The organism is Streptomyces sp. NBC_01176 (genome assembly GCF_045039825.1).
Lineage (GTDB): Bacteria > Actinomycetota > Actinomycetes > Streptomycetales > Streptomycetaceae > Streptomyces.
Window position 1 is genome coordinate 10,093,475 of the sequence record NZ_CP108600.1, and the last position, 18,280, is coordinate 10,111,754.

Below are 18,280 nucleotides of genomic sequence, written 5' to 3' on the forward strand. Positions count from 1 at the left end.
ACATGACCCAGATCGCCACGGCGGCGGACAGCATGCTGCCGCGCCCTCAAAACGCCAGCACCTTCCAGCCGCATACCGAAGACGTCTTCTTCCACGTAGCCGAGCACCGGCTGGCTGCAACCAGGGTCTACGCACCCGACGGCGCCGCGCCCGCCCTCATCCACCTGCACGGGCTCGGCCCCACCGCGACCCGGCACGGTGTCCGCTATCTGCTGGACGACCTGGCGGCGCACGGGCACTCCTCTGTGACCTTCGAGTTCTCGGGCAATGGCGAGAGCACGGGCGTGCTGGAGGAGGCGACCCTGCGACGGCGCCGGGACGAGTCCCTGGCTGCGGCCCGGCTGCTGGACGGCGAGACGCGTCCCGTCGTCATGGGGACCAGCATGGGCGCCCATCTCGCAGCATGGACCGTGCCCGTACTCGACCCGCGAGCCCTGGTCCTGTTCTGCCCCGCGGCCTACCCCGGCCACGCGGCCGATCTGCCGTTCGACGGAAGCCTCGCGCGCCCCGGCAGGTACGCCGACTCGCCAGCCTATGCGGCGATGCGGGAGTTCACCGGCGATCTGCTGATCGTCGGTGCCCGAGACGACCAAGTGGTGCCCGCGACGGTCCTGGACGGCTATCTGGACAGCGCCGAGAAGGCCAGGACACGACGGTTGATCTGGCTCGACGGCGACCACTTCGTCCACCGCCGGCTCCCCGGGCAAGGGGCGCCGCGGCGCGACCTGCTGGCGCTGCTGCGCACGTTCGTTGCCGACAGCAACAGGAAAAGCCAACAAGAGGGGCACTCGTGACCATCGAGCCCAACGTCCTGCGCCGACACGACCGGGACAGTCCCACCGCCGTCGAGCAGGCCTTCCACACCGGCCCGCTCGCCGAGGCGGTGACGACGGCCCCGGACATCGAGCGCCGCAGCGGTTTGACCGCGCAGGAGTTTGCCGCCGAGTACCGGCACCCGATGCGCCCCGTGGTCTTGGAGGGCCATGTCGCCGACTGGCCCTCCGTACGGACCTGGTCCTTCGACCATCTCGCCGAGCGGTGCGGCTCGGTGCACGTGGTCGTCGACAGCTACAACACCGAGGCGGCCCGCGAGGCGCGCCTCGGCGAGTTCGTCCGGATGCTGAGGGACAACCAGGGCGACGACGCGACCCCGATCTACCTCCAGGAGTGGTACTACCAGACGACCGCTCCCGAACTGGCCGCGGACATGCCAGAGATGGACATCGCCCAGTACGACTTCCGGCGTAACCTGTACGGCGAGTCCGCGTCGACCAATCACCAGCTGTGGCTCGGCCAGCGGGGTGGTGTCACCCGGCTGCACCAGGACTCGTACTCGGTCGACGTGATGCACGCGCAGATCGTCGGCGAGAAGCTCTGGTACGTCATGGCGCCCGAGACCGAGCTGAGCGGCACCACCGAGGCAGACTGGCGCAAGCTATGCGAGGCGCCCGAGACGCGGCTGATGCGGTGCGTGCTGAGACCCGGCGACGTCCTGTACCTGCCGGCGAACTGGTACCACCGCATCCAGCTGCTGAGCGATTCGATCGGCCTGGGACGCAAGTGCCTCGACGAGCAGAACCTGCCGACCCACATCCGTCAGCGGATGAACGAACTGCTCGCGTTGCTGCTGAACCCCGACGAGGTCAGGCGCAATCACCCCGAACTCGTCGACGTCGTACTCATGCGCGCCCGGTCCTGGGCGAACCGCATGGACCTCGACCTGTCCCGGCTCAGGCCGTGACAGGGGTGGCGGCGATGACACGGAAACACGTGCTGCTGGTCGGCGGGCCCGGCAGTGAACTCGACAAGCTGGACAGGCTGGGCGTGCGCTACTCCATGATGCAGCTGCCCGAGCGGGTGAGCGCACGGCAGTACACGAACGCGGCGCACTACGCGGTCCTGGACTACCGGAATCTTGAGGAGGTCCTGGCCATGGCACGGGCCTGGCACTCGGTCGATCCGTTCGACGCAGTCGCGTCGTTCACCGAGTACGGGCTGTATCCGGCCTCCCAGTGCGCCCGCGACCTGGGCATCCCCGGGGACAACCTGACCGCGGTGGAACTGACCAGGGACAAGACGAAGTGCCGTGAACTGCTCGACCGGCACGGGGTGAGCCCCGTACGCCACCGACTGTGCCAGGACCTCGATGAGGCGCGCCGGTTCATGCGTGAGCTCGGGGCCCCCGTCGTACTCAAGCCCCTGGACGGCGGCCTGAGCGAGGGCGTCTGCCTGGCGGAGACGGAGGAACTACTCAGCAAGAGCTGGGAGTTCACATGCCAGGCCACCGACGGACCGGTCCTCGCCGAGGAGTTCCTGGTCGGCCCCGAGTACAGCGTGGAATCCTTCTCGGCGTCGGGCCGTCACGAGATCGCCGCCATCACCGAGAAGGTCACCACACAGCTGCCCCGTTTCGTCGAGACGGGACATCAGGTCCCCGCCCGGCTGGACGAGGCGTCCCGCATCGCGATCGAGGAACTGATCACCGTCTTCCTGACCCTCATCGATCAGCGGGACGGCCCGGTACACACGGAACTCCGCCTCACGGACGCCGGCCCCAGGATCATCGAGGCACAGACCAGGGTCGGCGGCGACCAAATCTGGGAAATGTGCCAGATGACCAGCGGCATCGACCTGATGACGGAGACGTTCACCACCCTGCTCTCCCTGCCCCGCCCCAAGCGCACACCCGTCGCACCGGCGGCCGCGATCCGGTTCTTCTCGTACGAGGACGTCCGCGTCGTCGGGGTCGGGGGCACCGTAGAGGCCGAGAACGCACCTGGCGTCGTCCGCTTCCAGTGCACGCTGGAGGCCGGGCAGGAACTCGGCCGGCTCGCCTCCTCCACGGACCGCCAGGGCTATGTGCTGTGCACGGGGGAGAACACCGGCGAGGCGGTCGCCCACGCGGAACGGGCCCATGACCTCGTCCGGGTCGAGGTCTCCGAACCCGCGGTGGCGGTCCGGTGAACGGGGCCTGGCCGCGGCCGATGGTGCCGCCCGGCGGCACCAGCCTGCTGCTGGTGGGGCTCGTCGACGCCACGGGCACCGGCCTCTACCTGGCGGGGGCGGTTCTCTTCTTCACGAAGATCGTCGGCCTGAACGTCGCCCAGGTCGGAACCGGCCTCTCGGTCGCCGGAGTGCTCGGCTTCCTGGCGCCCGTCCCCTTCGGCAGGCTGGCCGACGGACGGTCACCGCGCATGGTCCTGATCGGGCTCCACCTGACCTGTGCCATCGGGTTCGCCGCCTACGCCTTCGTGGACGACTTCGTCTCCTTCCTGGTCGTCGCGGGCCTGCTCGGGGTGGCCGAGCAGGCCGCACGTCCCATGAACCAGGCGCTGGCGGAGCAGGTGGTCGGCGAGGAACATCGCACCCGGATGTCGGCGACGCTTCGGGTCGTCTACAACGTCGGCTACACCGGCGGTGCCTTGCTGGCCGCGCTCGCCATCCAGACAGGGACCCGGACGTCGTTTCTCGCCGTCATGGTGGGCGACGCGCTCTCGTTCCTGCTGTCCGCGATACTGCTGGCCTTTCTTCGGGTGCGCCCCGGCGGCCGGCCCCCACGTGCGGCGGTGGGCGGTGACGGCCCGCCCTTCCCGGCGTTGCGTGACCGTTGGTACATCGCCGCCTCCGGCGTGAATGCGGTGCTCCTGCTCCATATGACGCTGCTCAGTGTGGGCGTACCTCTGTGGATCACTACGCGGACGAGCGCACCGGAGTGGGTCGTGGCGGTTGTGCTGGTCGTCAACACGGTGCTGGCCGTGCTGTTCCAGGTGCGGGTGGCCCGGGGGACCGAGAAGGTGTCCGACGGAGCGGTCGCCCTGCGCAGGGCAGGCATGGTGCTGGCGCTGTGCTGTGGGTGCTTCGCTGCAGCGGCGTACGTCGGCTCCGTGCTTTCCGCACTCGCCGTGATCCTAACCGGCACCGTCCTGCTCACCTGGGGCGAACTGCTTCAGTCCGCCGGCCAGTGGAGTCTCTCTTTCGGCCTCGCGCCCACCCGCTCCCGCGTCGAGTACCTCGCCGCCTTTCATCTGGGATCCAGCGTCCAAGTGGCGGTCGGCCCCATGCTGGTGACGGTGGGGGTGATCGCGAACGGGCCAGCGGGGTGGGCCGGGCTGGCGGTGGCGTTTCTCGGCGCGGGGCTCCTGGCCCGCTGGGTGGCAGAGAAGGCCGAAGGGCGGCTACAGCTCGCCGCCGAGAATCCAGATACACCTGAGCTGCAGAAGAGCATCACCGGCTGAGGCGAGCAGCTCTGGTCACGTGAAGTGGTTCCGGTCCAACTTCCGTGGAGCGGTGACGCCCAGTGTTGCTGAACAGCTCTGTGCATGGTGTGCCACCACGACCGATGGTGGTGTCGGTGGGACGGTCGATACTGCTGGTCATGGCAGATTGCAGTCCGGTCCTCCGGATCATCACCTCAGCGGCGCGGGAGTCCCTGAAGCCGCTCGGACTGGCCCAACGTGGCCGGTCGCGGCTGTGGATTGATGATCACGGGTGGTGGCTCGGGGTTGTGGAGTTCACCCCGCCGCGGACGGCCGGCAGCGGTCTGTACGTCGGCGCGATGTGGCTGTGGTATGACGTGGACCACCTAGCCTTCCACGTGGACGCAGTCCGCACCGGCCTCGAACTGTTCCGCACCGAGGACCAGTTCACGCCGCTGGCGCTCGACCTCAGCCGACAGGCGGCTGCGAACGTGACCGCGCTGAGGGAGAAGTTCCCGGCTCTGCCGAACGTCGCCCGGTACCTGACGTCCAGGCCGGTGCGGCGGGGATTCCTCTGGGACAGCTTCGACGCTGGGATCGCAGCCGCTCTTATCGGGGATCCGGACATGGCCCGCGATCACTTCGAGCGAGTCCTGCGAGAGGACGCGTTGGCGCCTTGGATTGCCAAAGCCCAGGAGAAGACTCGTGAGCTTCACGCGATCGCGGCAGATTGCGACGCCGTGACCGCCTGGGTCACGCGGGCCGTCGATTCATGCCGAAGCAAGCTGGGCCTCGATCCCATGGTGCTTGCGATCAGCTGAGCGGACAGCGAGTGCTAGATGTTCTGTCCGGGGAGGTTGTGGACGGGTGAGGCAGGTCTCGGCTGCGGGATCTTGAACAGGTGAGGGCCTTCCGGGTTCGGTGTGGATTGCGACGTCTACACCGACCAGAAAGGCCCTCGTGGTCCACCGTAATGCACCCCTGACCGAGACCGGCCGGCTGCGTCTGGCCCGCTGTGTGGTCGAGGACCGCCGGCCGTTGCGGCGGGCCGCCGAGCGGTTCCAGGTCTCACCGACGACCGCCCGGCGATGGGCCGAGCGCTCGCCCTCCAGGGCGGGTCCAGCAGCCGCTTGGTCATCTGCTGCAACAGGCCGCCCTCACCGGTCAGCTGCAGGCCCTCGGCCTGGGCACGGCCCACCAGCTCGTCGATCAACTGGTCGTCCACGGCCTTCACCGACGCAGCCCCCCCCAGGCTCGGCAGTCTCGGACTCGGACACGTTCTCACTGGTCATCGACGCATCTTCCATGATCGGGAGTTACACCGAACGTCCTACAGTCCCCGGCCCTCTGCTCGCGATCTCGTGAAGGCAGCGGTCTTCCTTCAGCGTCCGGGTTTTACGGCTCGTCGTCGTCACTGGGTTTCGAGGAACGGCTGTAGGCGAGGTCCAGGACGTAGCGCTCGGTCACCGGGGGGTTGTTCCATGCCTCGGTGAGGTCGTCTTCGAAGGTGTCGTCGGTGGGGCGGTCGAGGGTGGTCTGGTAGTAGTCCCCGGTCGCCTGGCGGTTTTCCCACCAGGCGTGTCCGGTGTAGACACCCGAGCGGGGGAGGGACATTTCCCCGGCGGGGCCGTATTCCAGTTGGTTCACCACGAGAATCGCCGTCTCCGACTCGATGCTGACGGGAACCGAGCCCTCAACTCCGGCAGGAGGAGGGGGAGGGCTGTCCCAGAGCCGGATGGCGACCTCGACGTCGATGTCGGGCTGCAGGCTTTGGATGTACAGGTGGTAGCCGTTGCCGGCTACCACCTGGGTGCGGGCGGCGGCCATAGCGTCGTCGTCACTGAGATAGGCGTCCGCGTCGTAGATCTCCACGACGCGGCGGCCGGGTGTGGCCTTGCACCTGTATGCGGCCAGGAGCGCCATGATGCCGCTGCCCTTCTGCTAGTCGGTGATCTCATGTAAAAGGCGTCGCCGTCGAGGATCCGGTTGAGGGTGTACGTCTGGTCGAGCCCGCGACCGCCGGTCTCATTGTCGGTGCCGTCGATCAGCCGGACGGAGAACCGGTTGTCACCCTTGGCCGAGCCCTCCTTGGTGGAGGCGTACGGGTACTCGTCGCACTGAAGCCGGCAGGACCCGCTGCTGACCCGTCCCGACCTGGACCTTCGTCTCCGGGAACCACAGATCGCACTGGGCGACCCGGCCGGGCTCGTAGACGACCCGGTCGACCGGGTCGATGCCCACGTACTCCGGGCGGATCACCGCCGAGGCGCTCGCGCAGCGGCGGCAGCGAGTACGGCCAGCCGATCCGCTCGGCGATCACCGGCGCGGGCATCCGCGGCCATTCCTGCAACTGGGCCTGAATCTGCGGCTCGTAAGTGTCCGCGACCTGGCCGCGGGGCTCACGTTCGTACTTCGGCGGCCGGTCCGAGTTCAACGCGGCCCGCACCGTGTTCCGGGCCACCCCCAGCCGCCGAGCGATCTCCTTGATGGGTACACCCTCCGCGCGAGCAGACGGCGTATCTCTGCCAGTCCTCCACTTTCAGCACCCTCCAAGAGTCCGGACGGGGTCAGGATTCCCGGACTACTCAGGGGTCAGTTTTCAGGAAGCGTCAACAGCACCGTCGACGAGGGCGGACGCGGACTGTTCATCGTGGCGCAGCTCGCCGAGCGCTGGGGCACCCGACAGCAGTCCGACGGAAGGACCATCTGGGCCGAACTCGCCCTCCGGCCAGCCCCCGTGCCCACCCCCGCACCCGCGCTCGCCACGCTGTGAGCCGGGCCGAGCAGCGTTGCCCGTCGGCGGGGGTGCGTGGCGGGCGCGGGGAGTTGTTCCTCGCCGCCCGCCTGAACTGCCCGTTCGCGGACCTGCTCAGCGCACTCGGCCTCCCGAACCGCGATGCACGGCCCACACCCCCGGTTCGCGTCACGGCCGTGTTGGGTCGGGGGCGGTTCAGGCGCCGGGGCGTCCGGCGGCCGTCCAGGCGGCGTATTCCTGGCGGACATAGAGGCGGCGGCTGGGGACGGGCGTGATTGCGTCGGGGTGCGAGCCGGCCGCAAGGTGTGGATGACGGCGGTCATACAGCAGGAGTTGTTCGGCGGTTTGCTCGGCTGCGTCGACAGGGCCGGGGCCGGGGTCGTCCAGGGTCATCCGGTCCATGAGCGCGGCGCGACGCAGCAACCAGGCGCGTTCGGCGACCGCCGGGTCGACCGGCGGTCGGGTGACGAGCCTGGCCTGGCGGCCGTCGCGTTCGGCGCCGAGGGCGAGCACCTGGTGCATCTCGCGGTGGAGGTTGGGCGCGTTCACGTACGCGTCGCGCCGGGGCGGTGCGCCGACGTCCTCGCCGCTGTCGGGGTTGACGTCCACGCTCACACCCCCGCCGGTACGCCAGGGCCAGCGCCGCAGCGTGTACACAGCACCGTGTCGTGCCCGGGTTCGCGGGCGTCGTGGTCGACGGCAGGTGGGTCTGCCGCGGCCCGCAAGGACGCCCGGGGCCGGCCCGGACAGCCGTCGACGGGGCATGGTTTGTGTGTCGTCAAGTCCCACTCGGTGGGGTCGTCGGACGCCCCGGTGCCGCAGTCGCTCCCGGTGAACCGTCGCCGCGCCGTGGTGCCGGCGTCGGTCAGGGGCCGACGCCCGTGCGCAACGCCCGGGCCGGTCATGCCGAGCACCTCAGGCAGGCCCGGACCTCGCGGCCGCCGCGCGACTGGTGAACCTCGGTCGACTGGGCGAGGCACTGGACGATGCCGGTGCCTCGGCCGTGTTCGTCCGGGGCGATGTCGGGGCGACGGCGATCCACCGCCGTGCCGGAGTCACTGACCACGATGTGCAGAGTGTCGCGGTCGAGGACGAGCAGCACGGTCAGGCGCTCGCGGCCGTACTGGGCGGCGTTGGAGGCGAGTTCGTCCACGATGAGAACGGCGGAGTCCCGCTCGCTCGCGGGAACGCTCCAAGTCTCCAGCAGATCGGCTGTGAAGTGACGAGCGGGGGAGACGTGCGCCTCCTGCGCGGGCAGCGTGAACAGCGCCTCGCGGCGGTAAGGCTGGCGGAGGAGTGCACTCGGGTGGGGCGAAGCGATCACAGACATGGTCTTCTGGCTCTTCTGTCGATGTACGGAAGCTGGAACGTGGGACGCCGCCTACGACTTCGAGGGGCGGTCGCTGGACCGGATCCTGTGCATGGGCGCGCTCATTCAGTTCCACGGACGATGCGTGCCGAACGGTTCGAGCCGTCTGCACCTTTTGTCCAACTTCTTTTTGAGACAGGTCAATGCCAGCGGCCCGGCGGAGCACTGTTTGCCGAGGAACGCGGGGCATCTCGGCCGGGCTTTTGTAAGCCAAGGGCGATGGCGACGGCCACGGTGTGCACGACCCGTCGTGCACACACGTAATCAAGTCGGCTGAGGACCGGGCCGGTTCGCTGGAGACGGCGGTGAGGGCGACCGGATCCCGGGAGCGTTCGGCGCGCCGGGAGAAGGACCGGGTCTCCGGCTTTGGCCACCTTCCGGTGGAGGTTGAGGTGCATGCCGCCGGCCCCCACATCGCCGTGCCTGCCGGCGCTGGGGCAGCCGCGTGACGGGAGCGGCCGCAGTCCACGAGTCCGTGGGTGCGCCAGGAGCCCGCCCGACGCACTGCCGGGCGGGCCCTCTCGCCTCACGCCCGGATCGTGACCAGCTTCTGACCGTTGCCCGCGAGGATCTCGAAGTGGTCGATGGCTCCCGGAGACAGGGCAACCGTCCCCTGGATCGTGCTGCCGGCCGGGTATGTGCCTGCCCGCCAGGTAGCGCCGTCCGCCCTGGTTCCGCCTGGTCCCACCGCTTGGAGCCGACAGGTGATTCCGGCGGGCGCCCCCTTGGCCGAGACCTGCAGAACACTGCCCCAGGCAGAGGGCGAGACCTTGACCGAGGCGGTTACGCCGGTGGCGGGATCGCTTCCGGAGAAGGTGCGCGAGGGTGTCGGCGCGGTCGGCGCGGGTGGCGTCGCCTGACTGCCCACCGTGCCGACAGCCGCCAGCCATGTGCCGCCGACCGCCGCTGCGAGGAACGTCAGGAAGGCGGCGGCCCCGGCCAGCTGCAGACGCCAGGTTTTGCGGCGGCGGGCAGCGGCCCGCTGGAGCAGCCTGTCCAGACCACCCGCCTGCGGCGCCTGCTGCATCACAGGCACGGCGGGTCGTGCGGACGAGGAGTCCTGCGCGCTCTCGGCGGCCCGCGCCACCAGCCGGTCGGCCAGGTCTCCGTCGGCTGTCGGCACCGTCTCGCCTGCGGCCTCGGCTGTGGTCACCGTCGCCAGCAGCGCGGGCAGACCCGCTAGCCGGGCGTGTTCGGCCCGGCACTCGGCGCACTCCGCGAGGTGGACACGCACCTGTTCCATTTCCGCCGGGGGCAGCGTGCCCAGGACGAATCCTCCCAGCGCCAGCCGGAGTGGGTCATGTTCCGTACTCATGGTCACCACCTCCTGCACGCCGTGGTCATGGCTCGATTCCCCGTTCCTCCAGCGCCAGCCGTAGGGCGTGGAGGGCGTAGTACGTCCGCGACTTCACAGTGCCCAGCGGGATGCCCAACACCCGTGCGGCCTCTGCCATGGTCCGGCCCCGGTAGTAGGTCTCCAGCAGGACCGCTCGGTGGCCCGGGGGCAGCGTGCGGATGGCGTCGGCGACCGCCCAGCTCTGCAGCGCCTGCTCGATCCCGTCCTCGCCCTGCGCCTGCTCGGCGGCTCGCTCCAGCGCCTCGCCGCCGGCCTCGGCCGGCCTGGCCTGCCGGGCCCGGTGGGCATCGATGACCAGGTGTCGGGCGACCGTACACAGCCATGCCCGGGCCGGGCCGCGTGCGGGCTCGAACGCGGCAGGGTGCTGCCACGCTCGCAGCAGCGTCTCCTGCACGACATCCTCCGCCCATTGCCAGTCTCCTGAGGTCAGTCGCAGCACGTAGTGGAACAGGGGCCGTGCGTGCTCCGAATACAGGGTGCGCAGCAGTTCCTCGTCCGCGGTCGAAAGGGTCCCTTTACCGGAGACACGGTCCCCGGACCGATCCGGATCGGTCCGGGGACCACGTTTTCGGGAACTCCAGTGCATAAGGCGATCATTACGCACACCAGCTGCTTTGTCCTGTAACGCACAGTTTAGTGCGAGTGGCGCCCTGTGAATGCCGCAGGCCGACACCCTGCTCGGATCTCACGACACAGCCGGGATCAATCGCGGGGAGCACGCGCAGGAGGCCGGTCGAGCTGCGGCGGCCGTGAAGAAGTCTCACAAAAAGTGCTCACCCGCCGAACCGTCGGACCCCCGCCGTCCGTGGAGCCGGACAAGAGGTGGCCTACACGGCAATTCCACATCTATTCCCCACGGAAACTCCGTGCTCGACGAACGACGGACGAGAGGTGACCGAGATGCATTACGCACTGCGTGCCCCTCGCCCCGGGCACACCACGGAGCGCTCGACGCATACAGCGATCGAGCGCTGGGCGATCACCGGAGCAGAACTCCGTCCCGCCCAGCGAGCGCATCACCCGCCTGGCACCGCCAACCCGCGATGCCTCTCTCGCGGCCGCCCTACGGGGAATTGCCTTATGCCGCCCGCTATTTCGCAGCGCAAGCGCGGATGCGCAGCGCGGGACACGTCGAGGCGAGCGGTCGGTGCCGGGCGGTATCAGCCCGCGCTCGCACGGTCCCTCAGATGCACTCGGCCATGAGCAGGGCCTCCGCCGCACAGGGCTGCGGTGGCGTGCGCTCAGTCGGCGCAGCCCCCATCTCCGCCTGATCAGTGAGGAACGAACACCATGTACCTGAACCTGCGCACGCCATGTCGTCGGTCACGCGCCGCGGCCTGGCTGGCCATCGCCACCGCCGGCGCGGTGGGGCTCCTCGGGGCGTGCGGCCATTCGTCGCATTCCTCGTCCACCGGAGCCGGTGCCGGCACACCCGGTCCGGGTCAGCACCAGCTGGCCGGGATGTCCGGCGCCACGGGGCCGGGGAACACGGCGGGCCCCGACCACGGCACCTCGCCCACGCCCGGCATGAGCATGCCCATGGGCCCACCGAGCACGGGGGCGCCGACGGCGCCGGTGACAGGGAAGGCCGTGGCGATCAAAAACTTCGCGTTCTTCCCCGCCACGCTGAAGGTCAAAGCGGGCACGACGGTGACCTGGACCAATCAGGACACCGACGCCCACACCGTCACCAGCACCGGATCGGGAGGCCCTCTGCACTCGGCCGCCCTGAACACCCGCGCCACCTACCGCTACACATTCACCAAGCCCGGCACCTACGCCTACCTCTGCACCATCCACCCGTTCATGACCGCCACCGTGGAGGTGACCCGATGACCGCATACCACCACAGTCACGACGCAGCACCGGCCGGCGACGCCGCTCAGCCCGACCCCGCCCCGCAGCACGGTATGAGCCGGCGCCAACTACTCCGACATGCAGGGTGGTTCGGAGGAGCCGTGGTGCTGACCGTGGCCAGTGGAGAGGTGATCAGTCACATCGCCGACTCCCGGGACACCCACGCCGGGGCCGCCCCCGGGGCCGTCGAGGCCGCCGCCGCAGGAAGCGGCGCACTGCGGTTCGTGCAGGTCTCGGACAGCCATATCGGGTTCCAGGGCCCGGCGAACACGGACGTGGCCGGCTCCTTCACCGAAGCCATCAACCAGGTCAACTCGCTTGGATTCAGACCTGACTTCGTCATGCACAGCGGCGATCTGACCCACCTGTCCACGGCCGGACAGTTCGACCAGGTCAGGCAGATGATGACCAGTATGAAGACGGACCGTGTCTTCACCGTACCCGGCGAACACGACTCCATCGGCGACGCAGGCCACGCCTACCGGCAGACCTTCGGCAAGGGCACGCTCGGCGACGGCTGGTACAGCTTCGACACCCACGGCGTGCACTTCATCGCCCTGGTCAACACCCTGAGCCTGGAGAAGCTCGGCCACCTTGGCAACGAGCAGGTCGATTTCGTCCGCAAGGATCTCGCGGGACTGTCGTCGGACACGCCCATCGTGGTCTTCAGCCACATCCCCCTGTTCGCCATGTACCCCCGGTGGGGCTGGAGTACGGACGACGCGTTGAAGGTCATCGCCCTGCTGCGCCGCTTCTCCTCCGTCACCTGTCTCAACGGGCACGTCCATCAACTGTTCAGCAAAACGGAGGGCAATATCACCTTCCACTCCGCCACCACCACCGCCTACCCCCTGCCCAAACCGGGCCGCGCCCCGGCCCCCACCCCGCAGGTCGTCCCCGCCCGGCAGCTCAAAGACGCACTGGGCATCCGCAGCGTCGGCTACCGCCAGGGCGATCGTGAACTGGCCATCAAGGACCAGAGGCTCGCATGAACAGCCAAGGACTCCTCGCCCTCACCCTGCGGTCGGCGACCGCCGCCACCCTCGCCGCCAGCGGATACATCCACGCCCGGCTCTACGTCGACGAGTACCGCTTCGTCCACATCGTCGGCCCCCTGTTCCTGCTCCAGGCAAGCGTCTCCTTCGCCCTCGGCGCCCTGCTGCTGGTGGGGACGCCGCCCCTCCTGCTGAGGGCCGCCGTGGCCGGTGTCGCACTCGGCGCCCTCGGTGGCTTCACCGCTTCGCGCACCGTGGGCGTGTTCGGATTCACCGAGCACGGTCTGCAGCCCGCGCCACAAGCCCTTCTCAGCCTCTTCGCCGAAACCGGCACCCTGCTGCTCCTCGCGATCTGGCAGATGACCGTGACCAGACAACACCACGCTGCCCGTCCGCCCATCGCGACACCCACCTGGAACCGCGCCGACACCCGCACACCACCCAACTGAACCACCAGCGGGAGGCCGCCGACAGCACAGCGCACCCCTCCCGCTCCAACAGGCAGTCGGGCGGTCCCTCCATCCGCGACCCGCCCCAACGCCTGCGACATCGGCTTCGCCGCAGAACACACCAAGGAGTACCTCCATGCACCGGGAACCGCGCCCAGAAACAGCCGGGTTGAGCCCGCGCATCCGCGAACTGAGGGACGCCGTGAGCGCCCTGCTCGGCCTGGACGACGACACCGCCGTCATAATCCGCCAACTGACCTGCACCGCACCCGGCCGTCCACGCCTGAAGACCGTCGTCGCGGTGCTGTCCATGGACGGCGAGGCTCAGCGCTGGACACTGGACCGCCCCGCCGGCCAAGTCACCGATGACGACCTACGGGCTACCCTGCTCCACCCCCCAAATTGAACGGAACCACCTGGATGGCCCCGTTCACCGGTCTGAGCCCACGCTGCTTCGGAAAGCTCGTGACCATGCTGCGGCGCGAGGGTGCGGATGCGGTCCGCAGGGGCAGGCCGTGGAGCCTTCCGCTGGAGGCCGGGCACTGCTCGTTGCGGCGTACTGGCGCACGAACTTGACGATGCGCCAGCTCGCTCCGCTGTTCGGGGTGTCCAAGTCGGCAGCAGACCGCATCATCGACCACCTCGGGCCGATGCTCGCGCCCCAGCCCCGCAAGCGGTTCGCCAAGGACACCGTGCTCATCGTGGACGGCACCCTGGTCCCCACCCGCGACCACGCCATCGCCGCGCAGTCGAGGAACCTCCGGTACTCCACCAACCACCAGACACCCCACGTTGCTATGCCGTCAAGCGATGCGGGTCGCACTCTCGAATGGCTTCGTTCACTTCAACCGGCAGCGTTTGTTCGTGGGTTCCGGCGGCGTTCAGTGATCATCGTCACTCTGGATGTTCACGGGAAATAGCGGCAGCGTCTTGGTCGTCGCGCTCGTCGACCTGCTTCGCAGATCGGCGTGATCGTTCAGCGGAAAAAGGAGCCGTGCTGTCTGCGGCAGAGGAGGCGGGCCAGACGGGGCTCATCGTCCGGATCCCGGAGGCGGAGCCGTCCGTCCGCGCGTGGCGTGGACGGCTCGACCCCTCAGCCCAGGCCGGGGTTCCAGCCCACGTCACCGTGCTCTTCCCGTTCCTCGACGAGAGCCGGATAGATGCGCTCGTCTACTCCGCTCTCGCGGACGTGCTGGGAAGCCACCAGGCCTTTGACCTGCGGTTCGAGAGATGCGGACGACTCCCGGAAGTGCTGTATCTCGTACCCGAGCCTGACACGCAGTTGCGGCAGCTCACGGAGGCGATCGCTGATCGTTGGCCTGAGGCTCCGCCGTATGGCGGCCGGTTTGCCGAGATCGTGCCGCACCTGACCATCGCTCAAGGTCAGGAAGACGCCGTCCTGGAGGAGATTGAGGCCGACCTCGTCGGCAGGCTCCCGTTCACGTCTCACGTCGCGTCGGTTGAACTCATGGTGCATGACGGGGTGAAGTGGCAAGAGAGGGCGTCGTTCGCACTCGGAGAATGAACCAGGTCATGAGGCTTGGCTGGTCCGCTGCCCCTTGGGGCAGCGGACCAGCGGGGGGCTCCGGTCAGCTGGCTGCAGCGTGCTCGGCGCGTGCTCGGGTGCTGGCGAGGCGGTAGGAGTCGGTGCCGGTCTCGATGATGGTGCCGTTGAAGGTGAGGCGGTCGACGATGGCCGCGCAGAGGCGGGGGTCGGTGAACGTCTTGGTCCAGCCGCCGAAGGACTCGTTGGAGGCGATGGCGACGCTGTTCTTCTCCTCGCGTTCGGTCAGGACCTGGAAGAGGAGTTCGGCGCCGCGACGGTCGAGTTCCATGTAGCCGAGCTCATCGATGCACAAAAGATCGACGCGGCCGTAGCGGGCGATCGTCTTGGAGAGCTGCTTCTCGTCGGCGGCCTCGACGAGCTCGTTGACCAGCTTCGTCGCCAGCACATACTTGACCCGGTAGCCGGCCATCGCCGCCTCGGTGCCCAGGGCGATCAGCATGTGGGACTTGCCCGGCCCGGAGTCGCCGATCAGGCAGAGAGGCTGGCTCTTCTTGATCCAATCGCAGCTGGCGAGCGTGTGGATGGTGGCCGCGTCGATGTTCGGGTTCGCGTCGAAGTCGAAGGTCCGCAGAGACTTGTCCCGGGGGAAGCCGGCCGCCTTGATCCGCCGTTCCGAACGGCGCCGGGACCGGTCGTCGCACTCGGCCATCAGCAGCTCGGCGAGGAAGCCGCGATAGGTCATTTGGTCCTTCATCGCCCGGTCGGCGATGTCGGCGAACTCGTTTCTGATCGAGGGGAGCCGCAGTAGGCGGCAGGCGGTGTCGATGGCCGTGTTGGCGGCCTGCTTGGTCAATCCTCGCTGGCGGGGCAGGGTCACTGTGCTTCTGCCTCGCGGTGTTCACCGCCGCTGGCGCGACGGCGTCGGAGCAACTGGTCGTAGTGGGTCACCGAGGGCAGCGGCTGGTGTCCGGGGGAAGATGCGCGAGCCGCCACTCGTGCAGAAACGTCACCGTCGCCTCACCGGCGGAACCGGCGGGCGAAGGGTGCCCGGCGGGGTCATCCTCGGCCTGGGCGACCTTGCGGGCCTCGAGGGCGACCGCGTCCGCGTCCGCGGTCAGTGCCCCGGCCCGCAGAGCCATTGCGAGGCCGGCGACCAGGTGCTCGTGCGAGACGTGGCGGGCCAGCAGCAGCACCTCGATCAAGGCTCTGGTGCCGGCGGTGTCTCCGTGGGCCTTGACCGCCGCGGCCCACTGGACCGGGGTGAACTTGCCTGCGGAGCGGGCCTGTTCAAGTGCGTCGCACCGGGGAAAGCACCCGGCTTGCGGATCAGAGCCTTCAGGTAGTGGTCCAGATCCAGGCGACAGCCGCCCTTCGCGATCAGACGCTCATGCCGTGCCACTTCCACGTTCCGGTCGTAAACAACCAGGTGAGAGGCGTGCAACACGACCCGGCCCCGCTTGCCGATCAGCCGGACCGGCACCGAGTACCGGTTCGTGCGAACCGCGATCTGGCTGTAGCGATCGATCCTCGGAGTGAACAGCCGGCACGTCTCGAAGGACTCTTCCGGCAGCGGCATCAGCAGCGGCCGCTCGACCTGGAAGTACTCGTCGATGGTCCGGGGCCGCGAACCGATCCGGCGCCGTCCGTCGTGCAGATCCCACTGGTCGACGAGTTTATTCAGCTCGGCCAGCGAGTCGACCTCGGGCACCGGGGTGAAGTGGTTGCGGCGGAAGTAGCCGATCTGCCCCTCCACTCTGCCCTTCTCGTGGGCGCCCTCGATGCCTGGCCGGCAGTAGAAGCTCTCGATCGAGAAGTGCGACTTGAACGCGATCCACCGGTCGGCCTCCACCCTGGCCCGGCTCAGCCCCAACACCTGGGCCACGGCGGCCTTCAGGTTGTCGTAGGGGACCTTGCTCCGTGGGACGCCGCCCAGCGTCCGTAGCGCGTGAACGTGCCCTTCGAAGAAGGCCTCCTGGCCGCAGGACGCGAAGACGCGGTGGACGGCCTTGCCCGAGTAGGACAGGCGGAAGGAGAACAAATAGCAGGTCACAAGCTCGCCAGCGAGCCGGATCGTCACGTCGCCGAAGTCGACCTCGGCCTCCATGCCGGGCTGGTGGGTCTGCGGCACGAACGCCTCGACCGGCGCCTTCCCCGACTCGACGAGGATCTGCGGCTTCCGGTCGGAGACGTAACGCCGGACCATCTGATAGGAGACGTCCGCTGCGTGCTCCTCGACCAGGCGGTGGAAGATCCGCGTGATCGTGTGCCGCTGCTTGCGCGGCGCGTCCAATCCGCCTGGAGCATTCCGTCGATCAAGCACGAGGAGTTCTTGGAGGCTGAGGGGCAGGGACCCAAGGCAAGTCATGCGGGCAGCAGGGCAGCGGGCACTGACACGAAGGCCGCTGTGCGGCAGCCGCTGGCCGCCGGTGACTGTCTGCCGGGATGGAGCGTGGGCTCGTTAACTCGGCTGCTGTCGGCGAGGGGTGCGTCAGAGGGTCGTTCAGGTACGGGTCGGCCCTCCGCGTTCTTCGGGCGAGGGCGCGTCGGGCATCGTGTGGGCGGGGCGGTGAAGTTCTGTGCGGTGAGTTGTGGAAGCTAGCCTCGCCGGAGGCGAGGCGTCGACGTCTTTCTTGACGTAGTGTCTCCGATGATGCCGAAGAAGAAGGTGAATTCTGCGGCACTCCATAGACGGAGTACATGAGTACTGCGGCCACGAACGACAAAATCAGAAATTCACGCTGATACATACATCCTCCAAATATTGTGAAAATGCGGACCCTCCTTGCGTCGGGTTTCTCTAACTACTCCCACTCTAGGTCACCCTGACGGCCTGTTATTTCTGCAACCCAGGCCCCCTGGAGTCGCCGCCTATTTACGGAATCGGCAGACAAAAGCGTGGCCCCCTTAAAAGGGGGGTGTGACGTTGGCCACTACGGCGTGTCGGGTATTTGCCGGGCCGACGAGAGCACTTCATCGGGAGGCGGCCGGCGGAATGCGACGGAGTCGCCCAAAGACGGGAACCCCCACACACGGGTTGAGGTCCGGAGGACCCAACCCCTGTTGCGGGCGATGTTGCGTTCTGACGTTGCGTCAGGTGCTGCATTCGAGGTTGCGGGCCGGATTCGCCGGCTTCTATATAACCGCAGGTCAGAGGCCATGTGGCGTGTGGTCGTCTTGCCGACATCCCCTCAGCTGCCACTTTCCCGCACCGCAGAAGTACGAGTAGAGGAATGGGGGGTGGGGTGTGGTCGGGTGGCGGCCTCGGGGACGGGCGGGGCCTGTGTCGGCGGTGGCGCGGCGCTGGTGTCGCCGCGCTGGGTGGTGGGGGCCTGGTAGCCCGTCAGGCGTCCGGTGGGGCGCCTGGTGGGGTGTTGGGTGTGTGAGTGTCCGGAGGACTCCTGCGCCCTTTCGTGGTCGTCTGACGGCTTCTCACTCTCCTTGCTCTCCGGTTGGGTTGGCCCCGGAGGGGCCAACTCTCCCTGGAATTCCGTGGTTTAATTGTCTCAAAAAATTCAGCGAATCCCATTTTCTCTCCCGTGGTAGGGAATTCGGAGAATCCCTACCACCTCCCGGGGAGGGACTGGAAGGCCCGACCCGCCCCCGGCACCCGGAAACCGGCCTGACACCCCCTCAAAACCCGTCCGCAAACCCTCAACCCCACACACACACACAACGCTTTTCGTGCCGGAGGCACGCAGGTTTATGAATTTCGCCCGGAGGGTGAATTCATAAACTATTCGCCGGAGGCGGAGGCAATTCGCGCGGGGACGCGCGAAACGAGCGGAGCGAGTATTC

General features: G+C 68.3%; 20 protein-coding genes and 3 pseudogenes. 13 read left to right on the forward strand and 10 right to left on the reverse strand.

Annotated elements, in window-relative coordinates; all coding sequences use genetic code 11:
- The first annotated feature begins 2 nt into the window (after nucleotides 1–2).
- The 6 genes and pseudogenes from OG199_RS43510 to OG199_RS43535 all read left to right on the forward strand — a co-directional run.
- Nucleotides 3–794, forward strand: coding sequence for an alpha/beta hydrolase (locus OG199_RS43510; RefSeq protein WP_405827118.1), 792 nt, complete (start codon nucleotides 3–5; stop codon nucleotides 792–794).
- The gene (locus OG199_RS43515; RefSeq protein ID WP_405827116.1) at nucleotides 791–1,741 is read left to right on the forward strand and encodes a cupin-like domain-containing protein; all 951 of its coding nucleotides are present in this window, start codon (nucleotides 791–793) and stop codon (nucleotides 1,739–1,741) included. The genes OG199_RS43510 and OG199_RS43515 overlap by 4 nt, the downstream gene beginning before the upstream one ends.
- 14 nt (nucleotides 1,742–1,755) lie before the next feature.
- A complete protein-coding gene (locus tag OG199_RS43520) occupies nucleotides 1,756–2,964 on the forward strand; it encodes an ATP-grasp domain-containing protein (RefSeq protein ID WP_356802798.1) in 1,209 nt (402 codons plus the stop codon).
- Nucleotides 2,961–4,235 (forward strand): MFS transporter, encoded by a 1,275-nt coding sequence (locus OG199_RS43525; protein ID WP_405827114.1) that lies wholly within the window; start codon nucleotides 2,961–2,963, stop codon nucleotides 4,233–4,235. The genes OG199_RS43520 and OG199_RS43525 overlap by 4 nt, the downstream gene beginning before the upstream one ends.
- Before the next feature lie 62 nt (nucleotides 4,236–4,297).
- Nucleotides 4,298–5,017: a hypothetical protein gene (locus OG199_RS43530; RefSeq protein WP_405827112.1), complete on the forward strand. Its 720-nt coding sequence runs from the start codon at nucleotides 4,298–4,300 to the stop codon at nucleotides 5,015–5,017.
- A 139-nt stretch (nucleotides 5,018–5,156) separates the two neighbouring features.
- Nucleotides 5,157–5,363, forward strand: a pseudogene (locus OG199_RS43535) (IS481 family transposase); the annotation flags it as partial.
- 228 nt (nucleotides 5,364–5,591) lie between these two features.
- On the opposite strand, the gene OG199_RS43540 reads toward OG199_RS43535, so the two are convergent.
- The 3 genes and pseudogenes from OG199_RS43540 to OG199_RS43550 form a co-directional block, all read right to left on the reverse strand.
- Entirely contained in the window at nucleotides 5,592–6,110 is a 519-nt protein-coding gene (locus tag OG199_RS43540; RefSeq protein WP_405834365.1) for a hypothetical protein, read from the reverse strand.
- Nucleotides 5,996–6,379 (reverse strand): NucA/NucB deoxyribonuclease domain-containing protein, encoded by a 384-nt coding sequence (locus OG199_RS43545; protein ID WP_405834363.1) that lies wholly within the window; start codon nucleotides 6,377–6,379, stop codon nucleotides 5,996–5,998. The genes OG199_RS43540 and OG199_RS43545 overlap by 115 nt, the downstream gene beginning before the upstream one ends.
- A pseudogene (locus OG199_RS43550) lies at nucleotides 6,312–6,742 on the reverse strand (IS21 family transposase); the annotation flags it as partial. The gene OG199_RS43545 and the pseudogene OG199_RS43550, both read right to left, overlap by 68 nt.
- A gap of 104 nt (nucleotides 6,743–6,846) precedes the next feature.
- Between OG199_RS43550 and OG199_RS43555 the strand changes: the two are divergent.
- The gene (locus tag OG199_RS43555; RefSeq protein WP_405827110.1) at nucleotides 6,847–6,969 is read left to right on the forward strand and encodes a hypothetical protein; all 123 of its coding nucleotides are present in this window, start codon (nucleotides 6,847–6,849) and stop codon (nucleotides 6,967–6,969) included.
- Nucleotides 6,970–7,146: 177 nt separating this feature from the next.
- Here OG199_RS43555 and OG199_RS43560 read toward each other — a convergent pair whose 3' ends face one another.
- The 4 genes from OG199_RS43560 to OG199_RS43575 all read right to left on the reverse strand — a co-directional run bounded on the left by OG199_RS43560 (nucleotide 7,147) and on the right by OG199_RS43575 (nucleotide 10,263).
- A complete protein-coding gene (locus OG199_RS43560) occupies nucleotides 7,147–7,566 on the reverse strand; it encodes a hypothetical protein (protein WP_356808865.1) in 420 nt (139 codons plus the stop codon).
- A gap of 286 nt (nucleotides 7,567–7,852) precedes the next feature.
- Nucleotides 7,853–8,281 (reverse strand): ATP-binding protein, encoded by a 429-nt coding sequence (locus OG199_RS43565; protein WP_405827108.1) that lies wholly within the window; start codon nucleotides 8,279–8,281, stop codon nucleotides 7,853–7,855.
- A 565-nt stretch (nucleotides 8,282–8,846) separates the two neighbouring features.
- Complete coding sequence (locus OG199_RS43570) at nucleotides 8,847–9,635, reverse strand: anti-sigma factor family protein (RefSeq protein ID WP_405827106.1); 789 nt, start codon at nucleotides 9,633–9,635, stop codon at nucleotides 8,847–8,849.
- Nucleotides 9,636–9,660: 25 nt separating this feature from the next.
- Nucleotides 9,661–10,263 (reverse strand): sigma-70 family RNA polymerase sigma factor, encoded by a 603-nt coding sequence (locus OG199_RS43575; RefSeq protein ID WP_356808862.1) that lies wholly within the window; start codon nucleotides 10,261–10,263, stop codon nucleotides 9,661–9,663.
- Between the two features lie 704 nt (nucleotides 10,264–10,967).
- Here OG199_RS43575 and OG199_RS43580 point away from each other — a divergent pair.
- The 6 genes and pseudogenes from OG199_RS43580 (at nucleotide 10,968) to OG199_RS43605 (ending at nucleotide 14,503) form a co-directional block, all read left to right on the forward strand.
- The gene (locus OG199_RS43580) at nucleotides 10,968–11,513 is read left to right on the forward strand and encodes a cupredoxin family copper-binding protein (protein ID WP_356808861.1); all 546 of its coding nucleotides are present in this window, start codon (nucleotides 10,968–10,970) and stop codon (nucleotides 11,511–11,513) included.
- Nucleotides 11,514–11,635: 122 nt separating this feature from the next.
- Nucleotides 11,636–12,526 carry a metallophosphoesterase gene (locus OG199_RS43585; protein WP_356808860.1) on the forward strand — a complete coding sequence of 297 codons (891 nt, stop codon included), beginning with the start codon at nucleotides 11,636–11,638 and terminating at the stop codon, nucleotides 12,524–12,526.
- Nucleotides 12,523–12,978: a hypothetical protein gene (locus OG199_RS43590; protein WP_405827103.1), complete on the forward strand. Its 456-nt coding sequence runs from the start codon at nucleotides 12,523–12,525 to the stop codon at nucleotides 12,976–12,978. Before OG199_RS43585 ends, OG199_RS43590 begins: the two co-directional genes overlap by 4 nt.
- 136 nt (nucleotides 12,979–13,114) lie before the next feature.
- The gene (locus OG199_RS43595; protein ID WP_356808858.1) at nucleotides 13,115–13,384 is read left to right on the forward strand and encodes a hypothetical protein; all 270 of its coding nucleotides are present in this window, start codon (nucleotides 13,115–13,117) and stop codon (nucleotides 13,382–13,384) included.
- A gap of 14 nt (nucleotides 13,385–13,398) precedes the next feature.
- Nucleotides 13,399–13,760 (forward strand): annotated as a pseudogene (locus OG199_RS43600) (transposase family protein); the annotation flags it as partial.
- Between the two features lie 212 nt (nucleotides 13,761–13,972).
- On the forward strand, nucleotides 13,973–14,503 hold the full coding sequence (locus OG199_RS43605) for a 2'-5' RNA ligase family protein (protein ID WP_356808857.1): 531 nt from the start codon (nucleotides 13,973–13,975) through the stop codon (nucleotides 14,501–14,503).
- A gap of 64 nt (nucleotides 14,504–14,567) precedes the next feature.
- Here OG199_RS43605 and istB read toward each other — a convergent pair whose 3' ends face one another.
- The 3 genes from istB to istA form a co-directional block, all read right to left on the reverse strand.
- Nucleotides 14,568–15,362 carry an IS21-like element helper ATPase IstB gene (gene istB, locus OG199_RS43610; RefSeq protein ID WP_405827100.1) on the reverse strand — a complete coding sequence of 265 codons (795 nt, stop codon included), beginning with the start codon at nucleotides 15,360–15,362 and terminating at the stop codon, nucleotides 14,568–14,570.
- A gap of 67 nt (nucleotides 15,363–15,429) precedes the next feature.
- Nucleotides 15,430–15,687 (reverse strand): hypothetical protein, encoded by a 258-nt coding sequence (locus OG199_RS43615; protein WP_356809566.1) that lies wholly within the window; start codon nucleotides 15,685–15,687, stop codon nucleotides 15,430–15,432.
- Nucleotides 15,684–16,775: an IS21 family transposase gene (gene istA / locus OG199_RS43620; RefSeq protein ID WP_356809565.1), complete on the reverse strand. Its 1,092-nt coding sequence runs from the start codon at nucleotides 16,773–16,775 to the stop codon at nucleotides 15,684–15,686. The genes OG199_RS43615 and istA overlap by 4 nt, the downstream gene beginning before the upstream one ends.
- Nucleotides 16,776–18,280: the final 1,505 nt, after the last annotated feature.